Source organism: Qipengyuania pelagi, from assembly GCF_009827295.1.
Classification (GTDB): Bacteria; Pseudomonadota; Alphaproteobacteria; order Sphingomonadales; family Sphingomonadaceae; genus Qipengyuania; species Qipengyuania pelagi.
The window spans coordinates 1,405,920-1,430,364 of record NZ_WTYD01000001.1 but is presented as its reverse complement, the minus strand read 5'-3'; the positions used below and the strand labels follow the sequence as shown (position 1 = coordinate 1,430,364).

The 24,445-nt window shown below is 65.0% G+C and carries 27 protein-coding genes; 9 read left to right on the top strand and 18 right to left on the bottom strand.

Annotated elements, in window-relative coordinates; all coding sequences use genetic code 11:
* Nucleotides 1-16: 16 nt before the first annotated feature.
* From accD to radC, 8 genes are all read right to left on the bottom strand, one after another.
* Nucleotides 17-865 (bottom strand): acetyl-CoA carboxylase, carboxyltransferase subunit beta, encoded by an 849-nt coding sequence (gene accD, locus GRI47_RS07090; protein WP_160660586.1) that lies wholly within the window; start codon nucleotides 863-865, stop codon nucleotides 17-19.
* Nucleotides 866-916: 51 nt separating this feature from the next.
* Nucleotides 917-1,696, bottom strand: coding sequence for a tryptophan synthase subunit alpha (trpA, locus tag GRI47_RS07085; RefSeq protein WP_160661357.1), 780 nt, complete (start codon nucleotides 1,694-1,696; stop codon nucleotides 917-919).
* 5 nt (nucleotides 1,697-1,701) lie between these two features.
* Complete coding sequence (trpB, locus tag GRI47_RS07080; RefSeq protein ID WP_160660585.1) at nucleotides 1,702-2,919, bottom strand: tryptophan synthase subunit beta; 1,218 nt, start codon at nucleotides 2,917-2,919, stop codon at nucleotides 1,702-1,704.
* Between the two features lie 67 nt (nucleotides 2,920-2,986).
* Nucleotides 2,987-3,625, bottom strand: coding sequence for a phosphoribosylanthranilate isomerase (locus tag GRI47_RS07075; RefSeq protein ID WP_160660584.1), 639 nt, complete (start codon nucleotides 3,623-3,625; stop codon nucleotides 2,987-2,989).
* Between the two features lie 11 nt (nucleotides 3,626-3,636).
* Nucleotides 3,637-4,314 (bottom strand): orotidine-5'-phosphate decarboxylase, encoded by a 678-nt coding sequence (gene pyrF / locus GRI47_RS07070; protein ID WP_160660583.1) that lies wholly within the window; start codon nucleotides 4,312-4,314, stop codon nucleotides 3,637-3,639.
* Nucleotides 4,311-4,742 (bottom strand): LapA family protein, encoded by a 432-nt coding sequence (locus GRI47_RS14790; protein ID WP_202387196.1) that lies wholly within the window; start codon nucleotides 4,740-4,742, stop codon nucleotides 4,311-4,313. Before GRI47_RS14790 ends, pyrF begins: the two co-directional genes overlap by 4 nt.
* A 38-nt stretch (nucleotides 4,743-4,780) precedes the next feature.
* Nucleotides 4,781-6,130 (bottom strand): adenylosuccinate lyase, encoded by a 1,350-nt coding sequence (purB, locus tag GRI47_RS07060; protein WP_160660582.1) that lies wholly within the window; start codon nucleotides 6,128-6,130, stop codon nucleotides 4,781-4,783.
* Nucleotides 6,131-6,191: 61 nt separating this feature from the next.
* Entirely contained in the window at nucleotides 6,192-6,869 is a 678-nt protein-coding gene (gene radC / locus GRI47_RS07055) for a RadC family protein (RefSeq protein ID WP_160660581.1), read from the bottom strand.
* A gap of 162 nt (nucleotides 6,870-7,031) precedes the next feature.
* On the opposite strand from radC, the gene GRI47_RS07050 reads away from it, so the two are divergent.
* From GRI47_RS07050 to GRI47_RS07015, 8 genes are all read left to right on the top strand, one after another.
* Complete coding sequence (locus GRI47_RS07050) at nucleotides 7,032-10,274, top strand: intermembrane phospholipid transport protein YdbH family protein (RefSeq protein WP_160660580.1); 3,243 nt, start codon at nucleotides 7,032-7,034, stop codon at nucleotides 10,272-10,274.
* Between the two features lie 32 nt (nucleotides 10,275-10,306).
* Nucleotides 10,307-10,510 (top strand): YnbE family lipoprotein, encoded by a 204-nt coding sequence (locus GRI47_RS07045; protein WP_237452639.1) that lies wholly within the window; start codon nucleotides 10,307-10,309, stop codon nucleotides 10,508-10,510.
* 13 nt (nucleotides 10,511-10,523) lie between these two features.
* Entirely contained in the window at nucleotides 10,524-10,925 is a 402-nt protein-coding gene (locus GRI47_RS07040; protein WP_160661355.1) for a YdbL family probable chaperone protein, read from the top strand.
* Nucleotides 10,926-11,085: 160 nt separating this feature from the next.
* Nucleotides 11,086-11,406, top strand: a complete 321-nt coding sequence (locus GRI47_RS07035; protein ID WP_160660579.1) for an AtpZ/AtpI family protein — start codon at nucleotides 11,086-11,088, stop codon at nucleotides 11,404-11,406.
* A 54-nt stretch (nucleotides 11,407-11,460) separates the two neighbouring features.
* Nucleotides 11,461-12,246: a F0F1 ATP synthase subunit A gene (locus GRI47_RS07030; protein ID WP_160660578.1), complete on the top strand. Its 786-nt coding sequence runs from the start codon at nucleotides 11,461-11,463 to the stop codon at nucleotides 12,244-12,246.
* 33 nt (nucleotides 12,247-12,279) lie between these two features.
* Nucleotides 12,280-12,504: a F0F1 ATP synthase subunit C gene (locus tag GRI47_RS07025; protein WP_067681716.1), complete on the top strand. Its 225-nt coding sequence runs from the start codon at nucleotides 12,280-12,282 to the stop codon at nucleotides 12,502-12,504.
* A 112-nt stretch (nucleotides 12,505-12,616) separates the two neighbouring features.
* On the top strand, nucleotides 12,617-13,111 hold the full coding sequence (locus GRI47_RS07020) for a F0F1 ATP synthase subunit B family protein (RefSeq protein WP_160660577.1): 495 nt from the start codon (nucleotides 12,617-12,619) through the stop codon (nucleotides 13,109-13,111).
* The gene (locus GRI47_RS07015; RefSeq protein WP_160660576.1) at nucleotides 13,104-13,673 is read left to right on the top strand and encodes a F0F1 ATP synthase subunit B family protein; all 570 of its coding nucleotides are present in this window, start codon (nucleotides 13,104-13,106) and stop codon (nucleotides 13,671-13,673) included. Before GRI47_RS07020 ends, GRI47_RS07015 begins: the two co-directional genes overlap by 8 nt.
* Before the next feature lie 65 nt (nucleotides 13,674-13,738).
* On the opposite strand, the gene GRI47_RS07010 is transcribed toward GRI47_RS07015, so the two are convergent.
* The 10 genes from GRI47_RS07010 to GRI47_RS06965 form a co-directional block, all read right to left on the bottom strand.
* Nucleotides 13,739-14,065: a DOPA 4,5-dioxygenase family protein gene (locus GRI47_RS07010; protein ID WP_160660575.1), complete on the bottom strand. Its 327-nt coding sequence runs from the start codon at nucleotides 14,063-14,065 to the stop codon at nucleotides 13,739-13,741.
* Nucleotides 14,065-14,820 carry a hydroxyacylglutathione hydrolase gene (gene gloB / locus GRI47_RS07005; protein WP_160660574.1) on the bottom strand — a complete coding sequence of 252 codons (756 nt, stop codon included), beginning with the start codon at nucleotides 14,818-14,820 and terminating at the stop codon, nucleotides 14,065-14,067. Before gloB ends, GRI47_RS07010 begins: the two co-directional genes overlap by 1 nt.
* Nucleotides 14,821-15,016: 196 nt before the next feature.
* Nucleotides 15,017-16,723, bottom strand: a complete 1,707-nt coding sequence (gene rpsA / locus GRI47_RS07000; RefSeq protein ID WP_160660573.1) for a 30S ribosomal protein S1 — start codon at nucleotides 16,721-16,723, stop codon at nucleotides 15,017-15,019.
* Nucleotides 16,724-16,962: 239 nt separating this feature from the next.
* Entirely contained in the window at nucleotides 16,963-17,163 is a 201-nt protein-coding gene (locus GRI47_RS06995) for a hypothetical protein (RefSeq protein ID WP_160660572.1), read from the bottom strand.
* 33 nt (nucleotides 17,164-17,196) lie between these two features.
* Nucleotides 17,197-17,880 carry a phytanoyl-CoA dioxygenase family protein gene (locus GRI47_RS06990; protein WP_160660571.1) on the bottom strand — a complete coding sequence of 228 codons (684 nt, stop codon included), beginning with the start codon at nucleotides 17,878-17,880 and terminating at the stop codon, nucleotides 17,197-17,199.
* Nucleotides 17,856-19,205: an acetyl-CoA carboxylase biotin carboxylase subunit gene (accC, locus tag GRI47_RS06985; RefSeq protein ID WP_160660570.1), complete on the bottom strand. Its 1,350-nt coding sequence runs from the start codon at nucleotides 19,203-19,205 to the stop codon at nucleotides 17,856-17,858. Before accC ends, GRI47_RS06990 begins: the two co-directional genes overlap by 25 nt.
* A gap of 9 nt (nucleotides 19,206-19,214) precedes the next feature.
* Nucleotides 19,215-19,715, bottom strand: coding sequence for an acetyl-CoA carboxylase biotin carboxyl carrier protein (gene accB, locus GRI47_RS06980; RefSeq protein WP_160660569.1), 501 nt, complete (start codon nucleotides 19,713-19,715; stop codon nucleotides 19,215-19,217).
* A gap of 82 nt (nucleotides 19,716-19,797) precedes the next feature.
* Complete coding sequence (aroQ, locus tag GRI47_RS06975) at nucleotides 19,798-20,232, bottom strand: type II 3-dehydroquinate dehydratase (RefSeq protein WP_160660568.1); 435 nt, start codon at nucleotides 20,230-20,232, stop codon at nucleotides 19,798-19,800.
* Between the two features lie 58 nt (nucleotides 20,233-20,290).
* Nucleotides 20,291-20,704, bottom strand: a complete 414-nt coding sequence (locus GRI47_RS06970; protein ID WP_160660567.1) for a holin family protein — start codon at nucleotides 20,702-20,704, stop codon at nucleotides 20,291-20,293.
* A 127-nt stretch (nucleotides 20,705-20,831) separates the two neighbouring features.
* The gene (locus tag GRI47_RS06965; RefSeq protein ID WP_272916515.1) at nucleotides 20,832-22,682 is read right to left on the bottom strand and encodes a sensor domain-containing diguanylate cyclase; all 1,851 of its coding nucleotides are present in this window, start codon (nucleotides 22,680-22,682) and stop codon (nucleotides 20,832-20,834) included.
* A gap of 300 nt (nucleotides 22,683-22,982) precedes the next feature.
* Between GRI47_RS06965 and GRI47_RS06960 the strand changes: the two genes are divergently transcribed.
* A complete protein-coding gene (locus GRI47_RS06960) occupies nucleotides 22,983-24,428 on the top strand; it encodes a methyl-accepting chemotaxis protein (RefSeq protein WP_160660565.1) in 1,446 nt (481 codons plus the stop codon).
* Nucleotides 24,429-24,445 lie beyond the last annotated feature (17 nt).

Below are 24,445 nucleotides of genomic sequence, written 5' to 3'. Positions count from 1 at the left end.
GAAAAGGGCGAAACCGTCAGGCCGCCTTCTTCGGCGAGAGATAGTCGAGCACCGTCGCCAGCGTGTCCTTCAACTCGCTGCGATGGACCACCATGTCGACCATGCCATGCTTGTGGAGATATTCGGCGCGCTGGAATCCGTCAGGCAGTTGCTCGCGGATCGTGTCCTGAATCACGCGCTGGCCCGCAAACCCGATGAGGGCGCCGGGTTCGGCGATGTGGATATCGCCCAGCATGGCGTAACTGGCGGTAACGCCGCCCGTGGTCGGATCGCTCAACACCACGATATAGGGCAGGCCCGCTTCCTTCAGGCGGCGCGTCATCACCGTCGCCTTGGGCATCTGCATGAGGCTGAGAATCCCCTCCTGCATCCGAGCGCCGCCCGCCGCCGTCACGACGACATAGGCGCAGTTGCGCTCGATCGCCCGCTCGGCGCCTTTGCAGAAGGCGGTGCCCACCGCCATGCCCATCGACCCACCCATGAAGCCGAAATCCTGCACGCCGACCACGGCGGGGGTCCCGTCGATCGTGCCCGAGCCGACCGAGAACGCATCCTTGTGCGGATTCTTTGCGCGGGCTTGCTTCAGCCGGTCGGTGTATTTCTTCGTATCGCGGAATTTCAGCGGGTCTTCGCGCACGTCGGGTTGCGAGAGGACGCCATAGCCGAGATCGAGGATCTGCTTCAGTCGCTCGTCCGCGCCGATGCGCCCGTGATGGTCGCAGCGCGGGCAGACATAGAGATTGTCCTCGTATTCCTGCGCGAAGACCATTTGCTGACATCCGGGACATTTGACCCAGAGATCCTTGTCGGTCTCCTTCTTGGGAAGGAAGGTCAGCGAGTTTCGGACGCGATTGAACCAGTTCATGGGCCGGGCCTATAAGCCTATTTCAGGCGCATGACAGCCCCCAAGCGGAGGCTAGCGCGCCGAATGCACCGCCTCGGCGAGCGACGCCGTAAGCGCGCGCAGATGCTCGGGTGCATCCATGCCGTATTCCGCCACCAGATCGACCAGCGCCGATCCGACCACCACGCCATCGGCGACGCGTGCGATCTCAGCGGCTTGTTCGGGAGTCCTCACACCAAATCCCACCGCGACGGGAATGTCGGTCGCCTGCTTGATGCGTGAGACGTTCGCCTCGATCGATTCGATCGCCGCCTGCTGCATGCCCGTAATGCCCGCCACCGCGACGTAATAGAGGAAGCCCTCGCTCCCCGCGACGACCTGCGTCAGGCGCCTGTCGTCGGTGGTCGGCGTGGCGAGGCGGATCGGCGCGATACCCTTTGTGCGCAGGGCCGGGCCGAGCGCGTCGTCCTCTTCGGGCGGAATATCGACGCAGATGACTCCATCGACGCCCGCCTCTTGCGCGGCGTCGGCGAACCATTCCGGCCCGCGACGGACCATCGGATTGGCATAGCCCATCAGGACCAGCGGCACATCGGGATGGCGCGCGCGAAACGCGGTTGCGATCGCGAGCACGTCCGCCGTCGTCGTGCCCGCGCCGAGCGAGCGGATATTCGCCTTCTGGATCGCGGGGCCATCGGCCATCGGATCGGTGAAGGGCATGCCGAGTTCGATCACATCCGCGCCGCCCTCGACCAGCGCGTCGAGATTGGCCGCGGTGTCCCCGTCGCCCGCGGTCAGGAAGCAGACGAGGGCGGGGTGGGGTTTGGTGAAGGCTGAGGAGAGGCGGGTCATCGAGCTCACATCTCCACTCCCAACCGTTCGGCCACGGTGAAGATATCCTTGTCGCCACGCCCGCACAGATTGGCGAGGATCACCGCGTCCTTCGGCATCTCTTTCGCCCGCTTCGCCACCGCGGCGATGGCGTGGCTCGGTTCCAGCGCGGGGATGATGCCTTCGGTGCGGCAGAGCAGCTGGAACGCTTCCAGCGCCTCCTCGTCCGTGACGGCGGTATATTCCACGCGGCCCGAATCCTTCAGCCAGGCGTGTTCGGGGCCGATGCCGGGATAGTCCAGCCCCGCGCTGATCGAGTGGCCTTCGGTGATCTGGCCGTCCTCGTCCTGCAGCAGATAGGTCTTGTTGCCGTGCAGCACGCCGGGAAAGCCGCCGAGCAAGGACGCCGCGTGTTCGTTGCCGTCCAGCCCATGCCCCGCAGCCTCGACGCCGAGCATCTTGACGTCCGCATCGTCGAGGAAAGAGTGGAACAGGCCCAATGCGTTCGATCCGCCGCCGATGGCTGCCACGAGCAGATCGGGCAGGCGGCCGATGCGGTCCTGCATCTGCTGGCGCGCTTCCTTGCCGATCACGCTCTGGAAATCGCGGACAAGCTCGGGATAGGGATGGGGACCTGCGGCGGTGCCGATGATGTAGAACGTGTCGTCCACATTCGCGACCCAGTCGCGCAGCGCCTCGTTCATCGCATCCTTCAGCGTGCCGCGCCCGCTCGTCACCGGGCGGACTTCGGCGCCCAGCAATTTCATGCGGAACACGTTGGGCGACTGGCGGCGCACGTCCTCCGCGCCCATGAAAACGGTACAGGGCAGGCCGAAGCGCGCGCAGACCGTGGCGGTGGCGACCCCGTGCTGGCCCGCGCCGGTTTCCGCGATGATCCGCGTCTTGCCCATGCGCAGCGCGAGCAGGATCTGCCCGATGCAATTGTTGATCTTGTGCGCGCCGGTGTGGTTCAACTCGTCGCGCTTGAACCAGACCTGCGCGCCGCCGAGCGCTTCGGTCAGCCGCTCCGCGAAATAGAGCGGGCTGGGGCGGCCGACATAATGTTCGAGCAGGTCCTGAAACTGCGCGTCGAAGGCGGGATCGGCCTGGGCCGCACGATATTCGCGCTCGAGGTCGAGAACGAGCGGCATCAGAGTCTCGGCGACATAGCGCCCGCCGTAATCGCCGAAATGGCCGCGTTCGTCAGGTTGGGTGCGGAAGGAATTGGGGGGAGTGTCGTTCATCGCCTTCTCCATGCCGCTCGCGCCGGGCGGAGTCGAGACAGGTTTGCTTGTCAGCAGCGAGGCCGAATCAGGCGGCGTCCGCCGCGCGCACCGCCTCGCAGAAGGCCTTGATCCGCTCGATATCCTTGACGCCCGGCTCCGTTTCCAGCCCGCTGGAAGCATCGACCAGAGGCGCGCCGGTGCGCGCGATCGCTTCGCCGACATTGTCGGGGGTCAGCCCGCCCGCCAGCGCCCAGGGCATGAAGGGCTCCCACCCGTCGAGCAGGGACCATTGGAAGCTGACGCCATTGCCGCCAGGCAGGGCCTTTGCAGGCGCATCGAAGAGGAGCCGATCCGCCGCGCCTTCGAATTTCTTCGCATTATCGAGCGTCTCCGCCGAGCGCAGCCCGATCGAGCGCCAGGATTCGACCTTGACCGTATCGCGCACCAGTCTGATCCATTCGGGCGTTTCCGATCCATGGAACTGGATCACGTCGGGCCGGATCGCTTCATAGGCGCGGGCGAGCGGTTCGGGCTGCATCGCGACCTGAACCAGCACCAGCTTGACCGATTCGGGCACGCGGCGGCGCAGTTTGGCCGCCTGTTCCAGGGATACGTGGCGCGGGCTCTTCTCGTAATGGACGAAGCCCACATGGGTCGCACCCGCATCCACGGCGGCGTCCAATGTCTCGGGCGTCGAGAGCCCGCAAATCTTGATATCGGTCATGCTAATCTCTTCTAGAGCGTCGCCTCGATCGCGCGGGCGGCGGCGAGCGGGTCTTCGGCGCGGCTGATCGGGCGGCCGATGACGAGTACGCTCGCTCCGTCGTCGCGGGCGGAACGCGGAGTGACTGTGCGCTTTTGGTCTCCAGCGGCGGCCCCTGCCGGGCGCAGGCCGGGGACGACGAAGAAGCCGTCCTTCCATTGCTTGTGGACCGCGCCGACCTCCTGGCCCGAGCACACGATCCCGTCCAGTCCGGCATCGTGCGCCAGATCGGCGAGGCGCAGCACGTGATCGTGCGGCGATCCTTCGATCCCGGTGCGCGCGAGATCGCGCTCGTCGAGGCTGGTCAGCATCGTCACCGCGACCACGCGGGTGTTTTCCCCCGCCGCTGCCTTGGCATCCTCCATCATCGCGCGTCCGCCGCTGGCATGGACGGTGACGATGGCGGGTTCGAGCGTGTTGATCGCCTGCATCGCGCTGGCGACGGTGTTGGGGATATCGTGCAGCTTGAGGTCGAGGAAGATCGGCAGTTTCGCCGCATGGGCGATGTCGAGGACGCCGTGATGGCCGTGGGCGCAGAAGAATTCTAGGCCCAGTTTCAGCCCGCCGACATGCGCGCGCACCTTCATCGCCAGATCGCGCGCCGCGTCCAGCTGCGGCAGGTCGAGCGCGAGATAGACGGGATTGCTCATGGCCTGGTCGTGCTGTCCGTTTCGGGCCTTGCGGGCGTGGTGTCGGGATCGGACACGGTGTCCGCCTCGACCGGAGCGATCGGTTCGCTCGTCGATGTCGTGACGCTCGTCGTCTCGACCCCGTCATCGGGGCGGACCGGGGCGATCGGTTCGGCCATGACCGGAGTGGCTGCGGCGGCCTTGGCATTGGCGCGGGCCGCCGATTCGAGGCCCGCGATCCGCCGCTTGAGCCGCCATTTCGTCCCGCGATGGATCAGCCACATCGGCACGAGGCCGAGCAGGAAGGCGACGATGACCAGCGCCGGGATCTTCGTTTCCAGCACCATATTGGTCCAGATCTGCACTTCGACCGAATTCCAGTTGAAGGCGGTGAAGATCAGCAGCGCGGCGAGGATCACCACCCAGACGATCGTGCGGACGATTTGCATGGTCTGTCTATCCTTCCGACGGATTTATTCTCGCGAACCTACGCAGCGCCGGAGGCTTCGTCCAGTTCCCCGCCATCGGTATCGAACACTCGCGCGAAGATCGTGTCGACGTGTTTGAAGTGATAATCGAGGTCGAACTTCTCCTCGAGCTGCTCGGGAGAAAGCGCGGCGGTGACCTCCTCGTCCTGCTTCAACAGATCGAGCAATTGCATCCGTCCGTCCGATTCCCACACCTTCATGGCGTTGCGCTGCACCAGCCGGTACGCATCTTCGCGGGTGACGCCCGCCTGCGTGAGCGCCAGCAGCACGCGCTGCGAGTGAACGAGGCCGCCCATCCGGTCCATATTGGCCTGCATCCGCTCGGGATAGACCAGCAGCTTCTCGACCACGCCGGTCAGCCGCGCGAGGGCGAAATCGAGCGTGATGGTCGCGTCCGGGCCGATGAAACGCTCGACGCTGGAATGCGAGATGTCGCGCTCGTGCCACAGGGCCACGTTTTCGAGCGCGGGAAGGGCATAGGCGCGGATCATGCGCGCCTGGCCGGTAAGGTTCTCGGTCAGGATCGGATTGCGCTTGTGCGGCATCGCGCTCGACCCTTTCTGGCCGGGCGAGAAATACTCCTCCGCCTCCAGCACTTCGGTGCGCTGCAAATGGCGGATCTCGACCGCCAGCCGCTCGATCGAGCCAGCGATCACTGCCAGCGTGGCGAAATACATGGCGTGGCGGTCGCGCGGGATGACCTGGGTGCTGACCGGCTCAGGAACGAGGCCGAGCTGTTCGGCGACATAGGCCTCCACCCGCGGATCGACATTCGCAAACGTGCCGACCGCGCCCGAAATGGCGCAGGTCGCGATCTCGGCGCGCGCATCCCACAGCCGCGCGCGGCACCGCTCGAACTCGGCATAGGCCTGTGCGAGTTTCAGGCCGAAGGTGACGGGTTCGGCGTGGATGCCGTGGCTGCGGCCGATCGTGGGCGTGTATTTGTGTTCCTCGGCCCGCATCTTCAGCGCGTCGAGCAGGCCGTCCATGTCTTCGAGCAAAATGTCGGTCGCGCGCGCCAGCTGGACGTTCAGCGTCGTGTCGAGCACATCGGAACTGGTCATGCCCTGATGCATGAAGCGCGCTTCCTCGCCCACCTGTTCGGCCACCCAGGTGAGGAAGGCGATCACGTCGTGCTTGGTCACAGCCTCGATCGCGTCGATCGCCGCGACATCGATCGCGGGTTCGGTCTTCCACCAGTCCCACAGCGCGTCCGCCGCGCTCTGCGGCACGACGCCGAGATCGGCGAGCTTGCTGGTCGCATGGGCCTCGATCTCGAACCAGATGCGGTATTTCGCCTCCGGCTCCCACAGGGCGGTCATGGCGGGGCGGGCATAGCGGGGGACCATCGGGGACTCCGGGTAAGATGAAGCGGGGGATTGCGCGGCTGCGGCTAGGGCGCGCGCCGCGTCAGATCAAGCCCTTCGCCCGCAGCGAGACGTGGCGACCGCCGCCGCCGACGATGACATGATCGTGCACCGTCACCCCGACATGGCGTCCGGCCTCGGCGATCTGGTTGGTGATGGCGATATCGGCGCGGCTGGGCTGCGGGTCGCCGCTGGGATGGTTGTGGACGAGGATCAGCGCGGTCGCCCCGATGTCGAAGGCCTTGCGCATCACTTCGCGCGGGTGGATCGCCGCCTCGTCGATCGAACCTTCGCTGGCGAGATGATCGAGGATCAGGCGGTTCTGGGTGTTGAGATAGAGCACGCGCACCCGCTCATGCGCCAATTGCCCCATGTCGATCGAGAGATAATCCAGCAGCGCCTGCCAGCTGCCGAGGACCGGTCGGTTCTCCACCGCGCCGCGCGCCATTCTGCGCGCCGCTAAAGCCACGCTGCGCAGCGCCGCCGCATTCGCCTCGCCTACGCCCTTGACCTGCATCAGAGCAGCAGGATCGGCGTTGAGGACGCCGGTGAGCGAGCCGAAACGCGCGATCAGCTGCTTGGCGAGCGGCTTCGTATCGCCCTGCCGCATCCCGGCGAAGAGGAGGAATTCGAGCAGCTCGTAATCGGCCAGCGCTTCCGCGCCGCCTTTCAGCAGCCGCTCGCGCAGCCGGGCGCGATGGCCGATGCCCGGATTTTGCATGGGACTCTTTTCGGGAGTGTTCGGCGCAGGCGGCGAAGCGGGCGCATCTTCTGCCAAGCGAACCTCCTGCCTCCACTCGAGATCGTCCCGAGATCATCCCAAGATCATCTACGGTTAAGCCGCATTGCCTTTAGGGAGGCGTTCGCGCAAGGGACGCAAGCTATGACCGGGGTCGACGAGCACGCCGAGGCCGAGCTGGCCGAGACCGCACCGCTCGCCGAAGCGGAGCAGGGCCTCGCGCCGCTTCCACGTCCAAGATGGCGCAAGAAGCGCTGGATGGTCCCCTTCGCGGTTCTCGTCCTGCTCACGATCACCATCATCGCCCTTTGGTTTTCGCGCGAGCGGATCGCGGGCAATGTCATCGAAGACCAGCTCGCGGCCTACGATCTGCCCGCGACCTACACGATCGAGAGCATCGGGCCGGAAGCGGCGGTGCTGACCGACCTCGTCGTCGGCGATCCGCGTGCACCCGACTTCACGGCGGACCGCGTGCTGGTGAAGCTGCGCCAGCGACTGGGCGCGCCCGAGATCGGCCGGATCACTCTGACCCGCCCGCGCCTCTACGGGGTGCTGCGTGGCGGGCGCGTGAGTTTCGGCAGTCTCGACCGGGTAATCTATCGCGAAAGCACCGCGCCGCCGGGCCTGCCCGAACTCGACATCGCGATTCGCGACGGGCGCGGGCTGATCGAAACGCGCTACGGCGCGATCGGCCTCAAGATCGAGGGCGAGGGGCGGATCGATGATGGGTTTTCCGGCATTCTCGCGGCCAGCGCTCCCGAGATTGAGACCGACACCTGCCGGATCGCAGGCGCGAGCCTTTACGGTGCGCTTGCCACCTCGGATGGGGTTCCGTCCTTCGATGGGCCGATGCGGTTCCGCTCGATGGAATGCGACGGCGTTTCGCTTGCCGCGGGATCGGCGCAGCTTGAATTGGAGAGCGATGCCGCGCTCGCCAACTTCTCGGGTTCGGCGGGCTTGCGGCTCGGCCGGGCCGAGGCGGGCGCTTACGCGGCGAACGGGATCGGCGGACGGGTGCGCGCGAGCCTGCGCGGCGACGTGCTCGCGCTCGAACACACGCTGGCGCTGCGAGGGGCCGTCTCGCCCTATGCGACCGCTGCGCTGGTGACGCTCGACGGGGCGCTGCGCAGCGATCCCGGCCTGTCGCGGCTCGACTGGCGCGGCGATGTCGAGGGCAATGGGTTGCGCCTGGGTGCGCAATCCGATGCGGCGGTGGCCCAGCTGGGACGGAGCGGCGCGGGCACTCTCGTCGCCCCGATCGCGCAGCGCATCGCCGATATCCTGCGCCGCGAATCGCGCGGCAGCTCCTTTGCCGCCGACCTGTCCGCGCGTCGGGGGCCAACCGGCGCGACGCTGGTCATGCCGCGCGGCAATCTGCGCGGGGGATCGGGCACGCGGCTCTTATCGCTGTCGCGCGTCGAGGCGCAGTTTCGCGACGGCGCGCCGCCGCTTCTCGCAGGCAATGTCGCGCTCGGTGGCGCGGGGCTCCCCTCTGTCAGCGGCCGGATGGAGCGGCGGGGCACTGGCGCAACCCAATTCCGGCTCGCCATGCGCCGCTACGAAGCGGGCGGTTCGGCGCTCGAAATCCCGCGCCTGACGCTGTCGCAAGCGGATAGTGGCGCGCTGCGCTTCATCGGCGAGGCGATCGCGAGCGGGCCACTTCCCGGCGGATCGACCCGCAATCTGCGCCTGCCGATCGAGGGCCGCTGGATGCCGGGCGGGGCACTGGCGCTGTGGCCGGATTGTACCGAGATCGGTTTCGAGAATCTGACGCTCGCCAATCTCACGCTCGAACGCCGCCGCCTGACCCTGTGCCCTCCGCCGGGCAGCGCGATCGTGCGCAATGGGCTGGGCGGGCTCAATATCGCGGCGGGCGCGCCCTCGCTCGACCTCGCGGGCAGGCTCGGCAGCACGCCGATCCGGCTGGTCAGCGGCCCTGTCGGCTTCGCCTATCCCGGCGTGATGACAGCGCGCGAGCTGGACGTATCGCTCGGCCCCGTGGGCACGGCGACGCGCTTCCAGATCAATGGCCTCGACGCGAGCTTCGGCGAGGATATCGCGGGCACATTCTCCGACGCGGACGTCACGCTCGATGCCGTGCCGCTCGATATCGGCGGAGCTTCGGGAAGCTGGCGCTATGCGGGCGGGCGGCTGGAGCTGAACGATGGCAGCTTCACGCTGACCGACCGCGCCGATCCCGACCGGTTCGAGCCGCTGGTGGCGCGCGATGCCACGCTGGCGCTTGAGGACAATCTCATCACCGCCTTCGCCGATCTGCGCAATCCGGCGAGCGACCGGATCGTGACCGCCGCCGATATCCGCCATGATCTGTCCAGCGGGCGCGGCCATGCCGACCTCGTGATCGCGGACCTGCAATTCGATCCGCTGCTCCAGCCCGACGATCTGTCGCGTCTCGCCCTCGGCGTGGTCGCGAATGTGAGCGGGATCGTCAGCGGGACGGGCCGGTTGGACTGGGGCGCGAACGGCGTGACCAGTTCGGGCCAATTGACCACCGACGATCTCGACCTCGCCGCCGCTTTCGGGCCGGTGCGCGGCGCGAGCGGGACGATCCGTTTCACCGATCTCCTCAACCTCACCACCGCGCCCGGCCAGACCTTGCGCGTCGCCTCGATCAATCCGGGGATCGAGGTGCTGGACGGCGAGGTCGAATTCGCGCTGCGCGACTGGCAGTTCCTGTCGGTTGAGGGCGGGCGCTGGCCGTTCATGGGGGGCGAGCTGATCCTGCGCGAGGTCGACCTCAATTTCGGCGTCGAGGAAGAACGTCGCTACGTCTTCGAAATCGTCGGGCTGGATGCGGGCGCCTTCGTCGATCAGATGGATATCGGCAATCTGAGCGCAACCGGAACTTTCGACGGGACGGTGCCAATCGTGTTCGACGCGGCCGGCAATGGCCGGATCGAGGGCGGGTTGCTGCTGTCGCGCGCGCCGGGTGGCAATATCTCCTATGTGGGCGAACTGACTTACGAAGACCTGTCGCCGATCGCCAATTTCGCCTTCGATGCGCTGCGTAGCCTCGATTATCGCCAGATGCGCCTCGCGATGGACGGGCCGCTGACGGGCGAGATCGTAACGCGCGTGCGCTTCGATGGGGTAAGCCAGGGCGAGGGCGCCTCGTCCAATTTCATCACCCGCAGGCTGGCCGCTCTGCCGCTGCAATTCCGCGTCAATATCCGCGCCCCGTTCTATCAGCTGATCACGTCGCTCAAATCGCTCTATGATCCCGCCGCCGTGCGCGATCCGCGTTCGCTGGGGCTGTTATCCGCCGATGGGGGCCGCCTGCTGCGCCGCGAGATCACCGGCGAAGAGGCGCAGGAGCGGATCGAGGAAGAGGATATCGTGCCGAACGGCGCGGACGAGGGATCATGACACATTCAGCATCAGGAAAGCGAGGGAACGCTATGGCCCTATTCAAACCGTCGACCAAGGGAGCTGCGGCAATCGCGATGCTTGGAACGCTGGCGATCCTGCCCGGCTGCATCACCGTGAACGCGCCCGAAGAGCCGATCGTGATCGAATTGAACGTCAATATCCGGCAGGAGGTGATCTACCGCCTCGCTGAGGATGCGGGCAACACGATCGACCAGAACGCCGATATCTTCTAGGATGAGTGTCATGATGACCCGAACCACCCAATTCGCCCGCAACGCCGCCTTTGCTCTCGTGGCCGGGGCCACCGCGCTCGGTGGGGTCGCCGCGCCCGCTTTCGCGCAGCGCGATCCTGCTTATGCGTCGGCCCGTGCATCGGGCGATATCGGCGAGAAGATGGACGGTTATCTCGGCATCGTCGTCGTCGAAACGCCCGCGCTGCGCCGCATCGTCAACGACATCAATATCAAGCGCCGCGCGGTCTATTCCGAAAAGGCGCAGGCCGCCCGTGCCACGCTGGAGGAATACGCCTTCGCCGCCGGGTGCCAGGCCATTTTGAAGACCGAGCCGGGCGAGAAATACCAGGCGCCCGACGGCAGCTGGGCGACCCGCGGTGCGGGCGTGCCCCAGCGCGATGCGCGCTGCCCGTAAGCGTTTCGTTTGTCGCGGCGGGGACGGGCCGTTTTTTCCCGGCCTCGCCGCCAATCACTCCCCCACCCGTGTTGACTCGCAGATACCCCCCGCCTAAGGGGGCGGCGCCCTCGGCGGGCACCTTATTGCCTGTGCCGCGCGATCCACTATGGAGGCTGGCATGAGCGACGAGACACCCGCACGGGAACCCATCGGCGAAGATGCGCGGATCGACGCGCTCGAGGAGCGGCTGAAGGCCGCACGCGAGCGCGAAGACAAGCGCAACAAGCCGCAGGTCAAGGGGGCCGATGCGAGCTATCGCAGCGGCAACCGCGTCCTGGCCGATCTTCTCGGCGGCGTTCTCGGAGGCCTGGTGCTCGGCTGGCTTGTTGACTGGCTGGCGGGCACTTCGCCATGGGGTCTGTTGGTCGGATTGTTCCTCGGGATAATCGTGGCCTTCAGGAACATCTTCCGTTCGGCGAAGACGCCGCCGGGGGACTGATCTCGCTTCGCGGGGGCAGCCGTCGAGACCGCAGGACTAGGGATACCCAGAGACGTGGCACATTCGGCCAAGGTCGACCCGATGCACCAGTTCACGATCGAGCCGCTTGCCGGCACCGAGAACTGGGAGCTGGCAGGCTTCAATATCGCCTTCACCAACAGCGCGTTGTGGATGCTGATCACCGTGGTGGTGCTCGCCATCTTCGTGGCGGGCGGAATGCGGCGCCAGGTGGTGCCCGGCCGCTGGCAGATGATGGTGGAAAGCTTCACCGGCTTCATCGACGATATGCTGGAAGCCAATATCGGCAAGGCGGGGCGCAAATACGTGCCCTACGTCTTCAGCCTGTTCATGTTCATCCTGTTCGCCAACCTGCTCGGCCTGTTGCCGCTGGGCGTGATCGGCCTGCACCCCTTCACCTTCACCAGCCACTTCACCGTGACCGGCATTCTCGCCGTGATCTCGTTCTCGATCGTGCTGCTGGTGGGCTTCTTCAAGCATGGCTTCCATTTTTTCAGCCTGTTCGTGCCGCACGGCACGCCCTGGCCGATGGTGCCGATCATCGCCCCGATCGAGCTGATCAGCTTCATGGTCCGCCCGTTCAGCCTCGCGCTGCGACTGTTCGTGGCGATGATGGCCGGGCACGTCCTGTTGGAAGTGCTGTCCAGCTTCGTGATCTCGGGCGGCAATGCGGGCCCGCTCTACGGGATCGCCATCGGCATCCCCAGCATGGTTCTGATGATCGCGATCTGCGCGCTAGAGCTGCTGGTCGCCGGGATCCAGGCCTATGTCTTCGCCCTTCTGACGTCGCTTTACATCAACGACGCCGAAAACCTTCACTAACCACCTGTTTCAATACCTTAAGGAGTTCATATCATGGAAGCTGAAGCCGCCAAGCTCATGGGTGCGGGTCTTGCCGCGATCGGTTGTGGCCTTGCCGCTATCGGCGTGGGTAACGTGTTCGCCAAGTTCCTCGAAGGCGCGCTGCGCAATCCCGGCGCCGCCGACAGCCAGCAGGGCCGTCTCTTCATCGGTTTCGCCGGTGCCGAGCTTCTGGGCCTTCTGTCCTTCGTCATCGCCGCCCTGCTGATCTTCCAGTAAGGCGGACGCGTCGCGCCCTCGGGGAGGGCGGGTATCGACCCGCTCCCCCAAGGGCTCGCCGCCCGAATTTTTCGCAGTTGCCCCAACGGCCTTCTATCAGCGAGTTGCGTGAATGCCTCAGATAGCCCAGCTTGCCGAAACCTGGTCGAGCCAGATCTTCTGGCTGCTGGTGTTCTTCGGCATCACCTTCTTCTTCATCGGGCGGCTCATGGTGCCGCGCGTGATGGAAACCGTCGCCCTGCGCGACAAGCAGATCGGTGACGATCTCGCTGCGGCCCAGTCCGCACGCGATGCCGCCGACGAGCGCGAGGAAGCCTGGCGTACCCGCGAAAACGAGAACCGCGCCGCGGCCCAGGCGCTGATCGCCAAGGCCAAGAGCGACGCGGCTCTTTCGAACGAGAAAAAGCTCGCCGAGGCGCAGGGCCGGCTCGATGCCCGTCTGGCCGAGGCCGAGCAGCGCATCGCCGCATCGCGCGAAGAAGCGATGGGCGAGATCGAAACCGTTGCCGCCGAAGCGGCGCAGGACATCGTCCAGCGCCTCGCTGGGATCAAGGTGACCAAGCCCGCCGCGAACAAGGCGGTCAAGGAGGCCATGATCCATGGCTAATCCCCCGCAAGTCTTCGCCACCGAATCCGCCGAAGCCTTCGTCGAAGAAGGCCATGGCGGCGCCCCGACGCATGTCGAACCCGAACTGCTGGGCCTCGCGCCCTTCCAGTGGGTCTCGATCGCGATGCTCATCCTGTTCCTGATCGCCTTCTTCGGCGCCAAGGTGCACAAGACCATCGCGGGCGGGCTAGACGGGCGGATCGCCGCCATCAAGGAACAGCTCGACGAGGCGAAGGCCCTGCGCCACGAAGCCGAAACGCTGCGTGACGAATACGCCAAGCGGATCGCTTCGGCGGAAAAGGACGCCGAAACCATGCTGGAAACGGCCCGGCACGAGGCGGAGACGATCCTCGCCAAGGCCGAAGCCGACGGGCAGGCGATGGTCGAGCGCCGCCAACGCATGGCCGAAGACAAGATCGCCGCTGCCGAGCGCGAGGCGATCGCCGACGTGCGCAACCGGGCCGCCATCGCTGCCACGGCCGCCAGCCGCAAGCTGATCGCGGAAAAGCACGATGCGGAAGCCGACAAGGCGCTGGCGGATCAGTTGATCGCCGGTATCTGATCCAGAGCGAAAACGTCGAAAAGCGCGCCGTGGTCCTGTCGACTGCGGCGCGCTTTTTCTTTGCGTCAATCGAAGATCGACAGGTCCAGAGCTTCGGACGGACCGAACCAGACCACATGTCTGGTATGATCGGCGATATCGTCTCCGCTCAACCCGTGTGCGAAGATCGTCAGGTCTCCGCGTGCTTCCGTCGCCCAGACGGCGAAATCCGCGAACTGGGCCGGACGCAGAGACAGTTGGCACGATCCGCGTGGATGCGGCCCGACCGGAGCAAGATGGAAATGACCCACCGGACAGCCGAAGCGGTCCTTCGCGCTGGCCGCGAACGCCTCGGCCTCGGCCAGTTCGGAAGGATCGAAATAGATGTGAGCGTGGAAGCCGCGCAGGCGCATCAGAACGCGTCCTTCGCCTTGCGCAGCGCCGCGAAGGTCTCGGCGGCGCTGTCACCGCCCCAGCAGGCCTGTAGCGCGGGCTCATCGGCGCGCAGGAATGGATTGGTCTCCAATTCGCGCGCCAGGCCCATCGGTACGGTCGGCTCGCCCCGCTCGCGCTTCTCGGCGATCTCCGCCGCATAGGCTTGCAAGGCCTGATTGTCGGGATCGGCATGGAGCGCGAATTTGGCGTTCGACGCCGTGTATTCATGCGCGCAATAAAGGGTCGTTTCGGGCGGCAGCGCCTTGATCCGCTGGAGGCTGGCCCAGAACTGCTCGGCCTCGCCTTCGAACATGCGCCCGCAGCCGAGCGCGAAGACGCTGTCGCCGACAAAGGCGATATCGTCCTGCGGCAGGTGATAGGCGATGTGGCCGTTGGTGTGGCCGGACACGTCGATCACGCGCGCTTGGTGCGATCCGATGGAAACGGTGTCGCCGTGCTTCACCTGCGTGTCGATCGCGCTGAGCTTCGCGACCTCGGCGGGGGCGACGATCCTGGCACCGGTCGCCTTCACGACCGCCTCGTTCCCGCCGGCATGGTCGGGATGCCAGTGCGTGTTCCAGACCTGGGTTATCGTCCAGCCCTTGGCCTCCGCCTCGGCGAGGTATTTCTCCCCGTCCGGCGTATCGATCGCGACCGTCTCGCCGCTGTCGGGATCGTGGAGGAGAAATCCGTAATTATCGGACAGGCAGAGGAACTGATGGATCTGAAGCATAGGAGCAACCTAGGAAGCTATGCCGGACAAGAAAAGGCCCGCCGTCCCGGAAGGGAGGGCGGGCCATTCTTGTCTCCGTCGTCCCAGCGACAGCTGGGACTGCTTACTAGCTAGCGCGAAAGCTGATGGAGACCCCCGCTTTCGCGGGGGTGACGGTTCGCTAGGCGCCCGCTTACGCAGGCGCCAAGCTGCACCGTCAGTCTTCCTTCTTCTTCAGCGCTTCGCCGAGGATGTCGCCCAGCGACGCGCCGCTGTCGGCCGAGCCGAACTGCGCAACCGCTTCCTTCTCTTCGGCGATCTGGTGCGCCTTGATCGAGAAGGTCGGCTTCTTCGAACGATCGAAGCCGGTGACCATCGCGTCGACCTTGGCACCCGTCTGGAAGCGGTCCGAACGCTGCTCGTCGCGGTCGCGGCCGAGGTCCGAACGCTTGATGAAGCCGGTCGCGCCGTCGTCGCCGACCTGCACTTCGAGGCCGCCATCGCGAACTTCGAGCACGGTGACGGTGACCACCTGGCCCTTGCGCAGCGCACCCGAATCGGTGCCGTCTGCCGAAGGCGCACCCTTTTCGAGCTGCTTCATGCCGAGGCTGATCCGCTCCTTGTCGATATCGACATCGAGCACGACCGCTTCGACCTGCTCACCCTTGCGGTGCAGCGCCAGCGCGTCTTCGCCCGAAATGCCCCAAGCGATGTCGGACATGTGGACCATGCCGTCGACGTCGCCCGGAAGGCCGACGAACAGGCCGAATTCGGTGGCGTTCTTGACTTCGCCTTCGACCTTCGAGCCGACGGGATGCGCTTCGGCGAATTCTTCCCACGGATTGCGCTGGGCCTGCTTGAGGCCGAGCGAGATGCGGCGCTTCTCGCTGTCCACTTCCAGCACCATCACTTCGACTTCTTGGCTGGTCGAGACGATCTTGCCCGGATGGACGTTCTTCTTGGTCCAGCTCATTTCCGAAACGTGCACCAGGCCTTCGATGCCCGGTTCGATTTCCACGAACGCGCCGTATTCGGTGATGTTGGTGACGGTGCCCGTCAGCTTCATGCCGACCGGATACTTGGCCGAGACACCATCCCACGGATCCGATTCCAGCTGCTTCATGCCGAGGCTGATGCGCTGCGTATCTTCGTTGATGCGGATGATCTGGACGGTCACGGTCTGGCCGATCTCGATCATTTCGCTGGGGTGGTTGACGCGCTTGTAGCTCATGTCGGTGACATGCAGCAGGCCGTCGATACCGCCGAGATCCACGAAGGCGCCGTAATCGGTGATGTTCTTGACGACACCGTCGATCACTTGGCCTTCGGTCAGGTCGTTGATCAGCTCGCTGCGCTGTTCGGCGCGGGTTTCTTCCAGCACGGCGCGGCGCGAGACCACGATGTTGCCACGGCGGCGATCCATTTTGAGGATCTGGAAGGGCTGGGCCATGTCCATCAGCGGGGTGACGTCGCGCACCGGGCGGATGTCGACCTGCGAACCGGGCAGGAAGGCCACGGCGCCGTCGAGATCGACGGTGAAGCCGCCCTTGACGCGGCCGAAGATGCGGCCTTCGACGCGCTTGCCTTCGCCGAATTCGCTTTCCAGCTTGTCCCACGCGGCTTCGCGGCGGGCCCGGTCGCGCGACAGCATGGCTTCGCCGTCGGCGTTTTCGACCCGGTCGACGAAGACTTCGACTTCGCTGCCGACGGTCAGGCCGTGCGCGTCTTCACCGCGCATGAATTCCTTGAGATCGACGCGGCCTTCGCTCTTGAGGCCCACATCGATGAGCGCCATGCCGTTTTCGATGGCAGTGACGGTGCCCTTGACGACGCGGCCTTCGAAGCCGCCTTCATCGGCAGCGCCGAGCTGCTCGTCGAGCATGGCGGCGAAATCGTCACGGGTGGGATTGGCTGTGCTTGCCATAGGGTAGGATATTCCTGTCGTTCGTTTTGCTACCGGCCACCGGTTTATCCGGGGTCTTTACCCGTCTCCCGCACCATTGCGGGGCGAACGGGGCAAGAGGGCCGTGTTCTCCGCAAGGCCGGATGCCGAGCGAAGGTCCTGCGAGAATCCGAAAGGAGTACGAGAACGGGCGCGCGCCTAGGCGAAAACGGCGAAGAAAGCAAGCTTTCGTGGGAGAGCGAGCGGCCAGCGAATGGAGGTCAATACTTGGACGGGACCGGCTCAATCCCGGCAGCCTTCGCACGCGCTTCGGCATTGGCGAGCAAGCGGCGCTTGTTCGGCGTGCGGCGTGCGCCGTCATTGCGGCAGGATTCGAGGTCCGGTAGCTCGCCCGCGAGTTCGAGGCGTGCCTGTTGGTCCCGGATATTCTGCATATAGCACTCGAAGGTGATCGTTTTCATGCGAACGAAGATAATCCGATCTGCACCGCTTTCCTAGTCGTAGAACCAACTCAGCCCATCGGGCAGGCTGTCGCCAGAATAGTCCACTTGCAACACCCGTCGTCGCCGTCCGACCGCCGCTCTCTCGGACGCGTGCAGGATCGGCGTGCGGTACACCCAGACATCGCCCGCTTGGGCCAGACATTCGTGCATTTCCGATCGCTCGACCTGGAGCGCGATATCGCTTTCAGGGATCAGACCATTGGCATAGCTTCCGAGCGCGATGCGAAGGGGGGCGTTTTCGATGTCGACGGAATCGACATGGATGCGGACGGTCAGCATCCGGGCGAGGAGATCGAATGGCGGCTCGACATGGTCGATGCCTTGCTTGACCGTCCAGGGGCCGAATCCTGGCAAATCCACGCGTTGCTTGACACAGATCGTGCGATCCTGATGCCAGCCCAGCGACCAGTTCGCACCCTCGGTCTTGTCGAAGGCAATCGCGCGAACGGGGCGGCTCTTCGGTCCGAGATGGCTCGCCGCGATCTTGCCCACGGGACCATGGCGACCAAGCACGCTATCCAGTCCCGCGAGGGACTTGACCCGCCGCCCGGGCGATGGACCTTGTCCGAAGGCAATACCTAGCGCGTCGAGAAAGCCAGCTGCCGCACCGCGATGGAGCGCGGCTCCGTCGCGGTCGAGGTCGAGCTGGCTCAGCCCTCGCGTTCCTTCAGCCATTCCTCGAGCCATTTGATCGAATAGTCGCCGCTCTGCACGTCGGGCTGCTGGATCAGTTCCTGGTGCAGCGGGATCGATGTCTTGACCCCTTCGATCACCATTTCCTCCAGCGCGCGGCGCAGGCGCATCATGCATTTCTCGCGGCTGCGGCCATAGACGATCAGCTTGGCGATCATGCTGTCGTAATAGGGCGGCACGCGGTAGCCCGCATAGAGCCCGCTATCGACGCGCACATGCATCCCGCCAGCGGCGTGATAATAGTCGATCTTGCCGGGGCTGGGCGCGAAGGTGAACGGGTCTTCGGCGTTGATGCGGCATTCGATCGCGTGACCGGTGAAGCGGATTTCGTCCTGCGTGCAGGAAAGCGGCTTGCCGTCCGCGATACGGATCTGTTCGCGCACCAGATCGATGCCGGTGATCATCTCGGTGACCGGGTGTTCGACCTGAAGCCGGGTGTTCATTTCGATGAAATAGAACTCGCCGTTCTCCCACAGGAACTCGATCGTGCCCGCGCCGCGATAGGCCATGTCGCGCATGGCCTTGGCGCAGATTTCGCCCATGCGATCGCGCTCCTCGGGCGAAAGGACGGGCGAGGGCGCTTCTTCGAGAACCTTCTGGTGGCGGCGTTGCAAGGAACAGTCGCGCTCTCCCAGATGGATCGCCGCGCCATTGCCGTCGCCGAAGACCTGGAATTCGATGTGGCGCGGATTGCCGAGATATTTCTCGATATAGACGGTGGCATCGCCGAACGCGGCCTTCGCCTCGCTGCCCGCCTGCTTCATCAGGGTTTCGAGCTGGTCTTCCTCGGCGCAGACCTTCATCCCGCGCCCACCGCCGCCGCTCGCCGCCTTGATGATGACGGGGTAGCCAATTTCGGCGGCGATCTTTTTCGCCTCGTCATAATCGGACACCGCGCCGTCCGAACCGGGGACCAGCGGCAGGCCAAGGGCGCCCGCGGTGCGCTTCGCCTCGACCTTGTCGCCCATGGTGCGGATATGTTCGGGCTTGGGGCCGATCCACTTGATCTCGTGCGCTTCGACGATCTCGGCGAATTTGGCGTTTTCGGAGAGGAAGCCGTAGCCGGGATGGATCGCGTCCGCCTGGCTGATCTCGGCCGCCGAGATGATGTTGGCGATATTGAGATAGCTGTCGGTCGCGCTCGGCGGGCCGATGCAGACGGCGTGATCGGCCAGGCGCACATGCATGGCATCGGCATCGGCGGTGGAATGGACCGCCACCGTCTCGATACCCATTTCATGCGCGGCGCGATGGATGCGCAGCGCGATTTCGCCGCGATTGGCGATCAGGATGCGATTGATAGTCACGCCCGCGCCTTACCCGATGATGACGAGCGGCTGGTCGAACTCGACCGGCTGGGCGTTCTCGATCAGGATCGCCTTGACCGTGCCGGACTTGTCGGCGGCGATCGGGTTCATCACCTTCATCGCCTCGACGATCACGAGCGTGTCGCCTTCCTTCACGCTGTCGCCGACCTTGACGAAGTCGGGCGCGCCGGGCTCGGGCGCGAGATAAGCGGTGCCGACCATCGGCGATTTGAGCGCGCCCGCCATGTCGGGGGCGGACGTCTCGCTCGCCGGTGCTGGAGCGGGGGCGGCGGGCTGCGCGGCAGGCGCAGCGGGAGCGGCCACCGGCGCGGCCATCGCGGGGGCGGCGGACGCGAAACCGCCGCGCGCGACGCGCACCTTGCGATCACCATCCTCCACCTCGATTTCGGTAAGCCCGGTATCGGCGAGCAATTCCGCAAGCTCGCGGACGATGTCGATATCGACGTTCATGCCGGATTTGGAACCGGCGGTGCCTTTGCGTTCGGCCATGGGAACCCTTAATCTATGGATCGGGCGCCTATGCTACCCGGATCGCCGCAAGGCAAGGGGGAGGGGCAGACCGCTGTGGGTCCTACAGTGCGGCGGCCCGCTCCAGCGCGACCAGATAGCCCTTCGCGCCCAATCCCTTGACCACGGCCACCGCGCCGGGTTCGACGAAGGAGTGGTGGCGGAAGGGCTCGCGGGTCTCTGGGTCGGAAAGGTGGACTTCGATCACCGGCACACGGATCGCCTTGATTGCGTCGAACAGGGCGATGGAGGTATGGGTATAGGCCGCCGCGTTCAGCAGGATCGCCTTCGCATCCGTCGCGTGGGCCTCGTGCAGCCAGTCGACGAGCGTTCCTTCGTGGTTGGTCTGACGAAAATCCACTTCGAGGCCCAATTCGCTCGCCCGCGCCGCAACCATCGCGCTAATATCATCGAGCGTGTCCGATCCGTAGATCTCCGGCTCGCGCGTGCCGAGAAGATTGAGGTTCGGGCCGTTGAGGGCGAATATGGTGGAGGTCATCGCCTGAAGCTACCGTCCCGCCGCCGTTTGGGGAAGCGGGGTTTGGGGAAGCGCGGTCTCACCGATCGACGCCCTTGACCTTGCCCCACTGGCGCGCCGCCGTGTAGCCGAGATAGCCGGTGCCGAAGAGGGCGTAGAGCGGCTCGGGCAGGCCGCCGAGATAGGCGTTCATGCCCGAAGCGATATTCTGGGCCGCGCCGGGCGAGATCGCGGCGATCAGCCCCATCGGCAGCGCCCACAGAATCAGGGCGTAGATCACGTAGAGGAAGGCGGGACGCGCGCGGCTGGTCCACGGATCGCCGGATTGCGCTTCGGCGAGGATAGCGGAGAGGCGTGTTTCGATCACGCGCAGCTCCTGCGTCCCTTCCAGCGCGAGCAATTCGAGCTTGGCCTTCGCGCGGGCCTCCTTGTCGGGGATCAGCTTGTCCAGCAGCGAGGCGAGGGGGCCGACGAGCGATTCGACGAGTGGCATACGCTTACTCCGGTTCGAGAAAGCGATTAAGGTAACCATATAGGTTCATGTAGGAAAGCGAATTCTGGGTGGGATCTGCGTAACTAGATATCGGACTACATCGCGAAATCGGTCTTTGGATCGCCTGTCAGCGGGGCGTGACCCCGACGGGTGAACCCTCCGACAGGGGAGACGTCTGATCCGCGACTGTCAGGCGATTACGCCCCGCGCCCTTGGAGAAATAGAGCGCCGTATCGGCCGCATGGAGCAGGCTCGTCTCGTCATGGCCGAACTGATACCGCGCGACTCCCAGACTGATTGTAACTCCCTCGACATTCGCGATTTTTCCCCAGTCGAGATCCTCGCATTTGCGGCGCAGCCGCTCGCCGATCCGCATCGCGGCCCGGGGCGATGCGGAGGGGAGGATGGCGAGAAACTCCTCGCCGCCGAGCCGACCGAACAGATCGCCTCTCCGCAGCGCCGTCGATCCCAAATTCGCGATATGTTTCAGCACTTCGTCACCAACCCCGTGACCATAGCGGTCGTTGATCGACTTGAAGTGATCGACATCGATCATGACGATCGACAAATCCGTTCCCTCGCGTTGAGTCCGGGCAATCTCCCGGTCGAGGGTTTCGAGCAGCTTGCGCCGATTGGCGATCCCCGTGAGCTGGTCGGTTTCCGACAGGCGAAGCGACTTGTCCGCCAGCGCCTCGGCGCGCTCTTTCTCGGCTTCGATCTGTTGCAGGGCCGCGACATGTGCGGTGACATCCTTCAGGACGCCGAAGATCGCGACGACATTGCCGTCCTCGATCTCCACGTCACCGAGCGATTCGATGTGCCGGATTTCGCCCGATTGCGTCCTGATCCTCGCTTCGAGAATAAATGGCTGCCGGTCGATCACGGCCCTTTCCAGGACCGCGCGCACGGCCTCCGAATCCTCCTCGATGATCGAGCCATGTTCGAGATTGCGCGCCGGATCGACCCTGGGGTCGAGGCCGTAGATCGCGAACATCCCGTCGGACCATTCGCTGGTATTGGTCTTCAGGCAATATCGCCAGTGGCCCACATGGGCGAAGGCCTGCGCGGCGTCATGTTGCGCCTTCCGCCGCGCGATTTCCGCCATCTGGGAGCGGGATCGGGCCAGCAGCGCCGCCAGGGGCAGAGCCGAGACGAAGATCATGGCGAGATAGAATTGCGTGAAATAGATCTGCTCGAGCCGTCCCGGAATGAAGGCGATCGGGCTCGACCCGTAAATGACCGACATTGTCGCCGCGACGGTGATCGCGCAGGTCATTATCAGGGCGCCGGTTACACCGAGAACGAAGGTCAGCAGGACGGTCGCGACGACGGGGAGGAACAGGAGCGGGTAGTGTGTCTGCGCGAAGGTTGCGGTGATGGAGAGGAGTGCGAAAACGCCTGCGGCCCAGGCTTTTGTTACGTCGATCTTCGCCCGGTCTTTGCGCGAGAACGATCGGACGCCGCTCACGATGACAGGCGCAACAATCAGCATTCCGAGCAGGACGGTCGCAAACCAGGAATAGAGGAAGGACGGATCGCCAAGCGAGCCCGCCGCGATCGATGCCGTGATCGCGCTCGCGGCGGATGCGCAGATCGCGGCGAAGGCAAATCGCAACACCCACTGCGGATTGTCGAATTGTCCGCATTTACCGTTAGCCCCACAGGCGATTCTGGCCGCGAGGAATCCTTCGAGGACGTTGGCGAGCGTCAGTCCCAGAGCCAGGCCGAGCGACGCGCCGAACGCCAGATTGACGAGCACGCTGACCGGCACGATCATGCCCAGCAACATCGCTCGCGATGCCGTTCCTATCAGCAGAAGCCCGGCCACCAGGACGCCGCTGGACGGCCAGATGATCGCGATGCCCATCTCCGTCTGGGTCGTCGCCAAAGACAGAGCGGCCATGCCGCCATACAGGCCGGCAAACAGAACCGGGCCAAGCCAGTTCGAAGCAAATCTGGTTCCGGTCGCTCGCGACATGGAGCGAGGATTACGCATTTTTTGGTTAATGCTTGGTAATCGTGGGAAGAGATGGTTCAACTATTCCGCCCGACGCTGCGCAATTCCCTTCGAATGATTGCGCCAGCAGATGCGCCAACGCGCCTTCGCGCAAATCCTGACTGCGTTTGACTGTGCGTGAGCGAGGGGGTGAGGCGACTTGAATTCCGGCGGTTTTTGTCAGCATCCGGGTCGTTAACTTTAATTTAGCGCATAATGCGTAATCGTCCGGCATTCACCCCTCACCTTTCGGCCCTGCCGATCGATTTAGGATGCTCGAATATGGTTACCTGGTTTCGCGAGCAAGCGCCTATCCGGCGGAAATTCGACGTCATGATTGCGGTCTTCGCCTTGCTTTCGGCGATCCCGTTCCTGTTGACGATCCTGTCAAACGAAACGGTATCCGCTGCCGTCCTGACTGCGGAGACCATTGCGGTCGTGATGACCATTGCCCTCGGCTTCGCCTTCAAGAAGATCGTTTGCGATCCCTACGTCGACACCGTCGTGAGGATGGAAGGCCTTGCCGCCGGCGATCTTTCCAGCCCGATCGAGCGTACGCAATATACCGACTGTGTCGGCCGCATGACTAAGGCGATGGACACCTTCCGCCAGCATGGCGAACAGGTGCGCGATGCAGCCGAAGCACAGCAGCAGATCGTCGGTGCGCTAGGCGATGGGCTTTCGCGCCTGGCGAAGAGCGATCTTACGTGCCGCATCGAAGAGCCCTTCCCGCGCGATTACGAGCAATTGCGTTCGGACTTCAACGGCGCGATCGATTCGCTCAGCGAGGTCATGGCGAGCGTGATGGAAGCCGCCAACGGGATCGGCAACGGCGCCAGCGACATCCGTCAGGCATCGGATGACCTGTCGCAGCGGACCGAACAGCAGGCGGCCAGCCTCGAACAAACCGCCGCCGCCATGGATGAGATCACCGGCACCGTCCGGGAAACCGCAGAAGGCGCGAGCCGCGCCGACAGCATCGTCAGCGAAACGCGCGGCGATGCCGAACGCTCGGGCGAAGTCGTGCGCCGTGCGGTGGAATCGATGAACGGTATCGAGCGCGCCTCGAACGAAATCAGCGAAATCATCAGCGTGATCGACGGGATCGCGTTCCAGACCAATCTCCTTGCTCTCAACGCAGGCGTTGAAGCGGCTCGCGCCGGCGATGCCGGCAAGGGGTTCGCCGTCGTCGCGTCGGAAGTCCGGGCCCTGGCCCAGCGTTCGGCGGAAGCGGCCAAGGACGTGAAGGAAAAGATCACCGCTTCGACCGATCAGGTCGAACATGGGGTCGCTCTGGTCAGCGAAACGGGCCAGGCGCTCGAACGGATCATCGGCCGCATCGCCGAGATTTCCGATCTGGTCGGGACCATCGCGGCCTCCGCCAAGCAGCAGTCGACCGGGCTCCAGCAAGTCAACACCGCTGTCAGCGAGATGGATGGGGTGACTCAGCAGAACGCGGCGATGGTGGAAGAAGCGACCGCGGCGGCACGCAGCCTGGCCGAGGAAGCCGAAACGCTCAACCAGAAGATCGCGCAGTTCCGTGTGCGCGACGGCAAGGGCAGCAGTGTGCCGGCCAACCCGGTGCACCGCCTCCAGGCGCGCGCGGCAAGCGCCACGCGAGCCGAACCCGCGCCCCGGCAGGAAGCGTCGGTTGCGCCCAAGCGCGTGGCTGCTGGCGGTGGCGGTGGCGGCGCGATGCTCGCCGAGGACGATTGGTCGGAATTCTGATCCTTTCGGTTACCCGC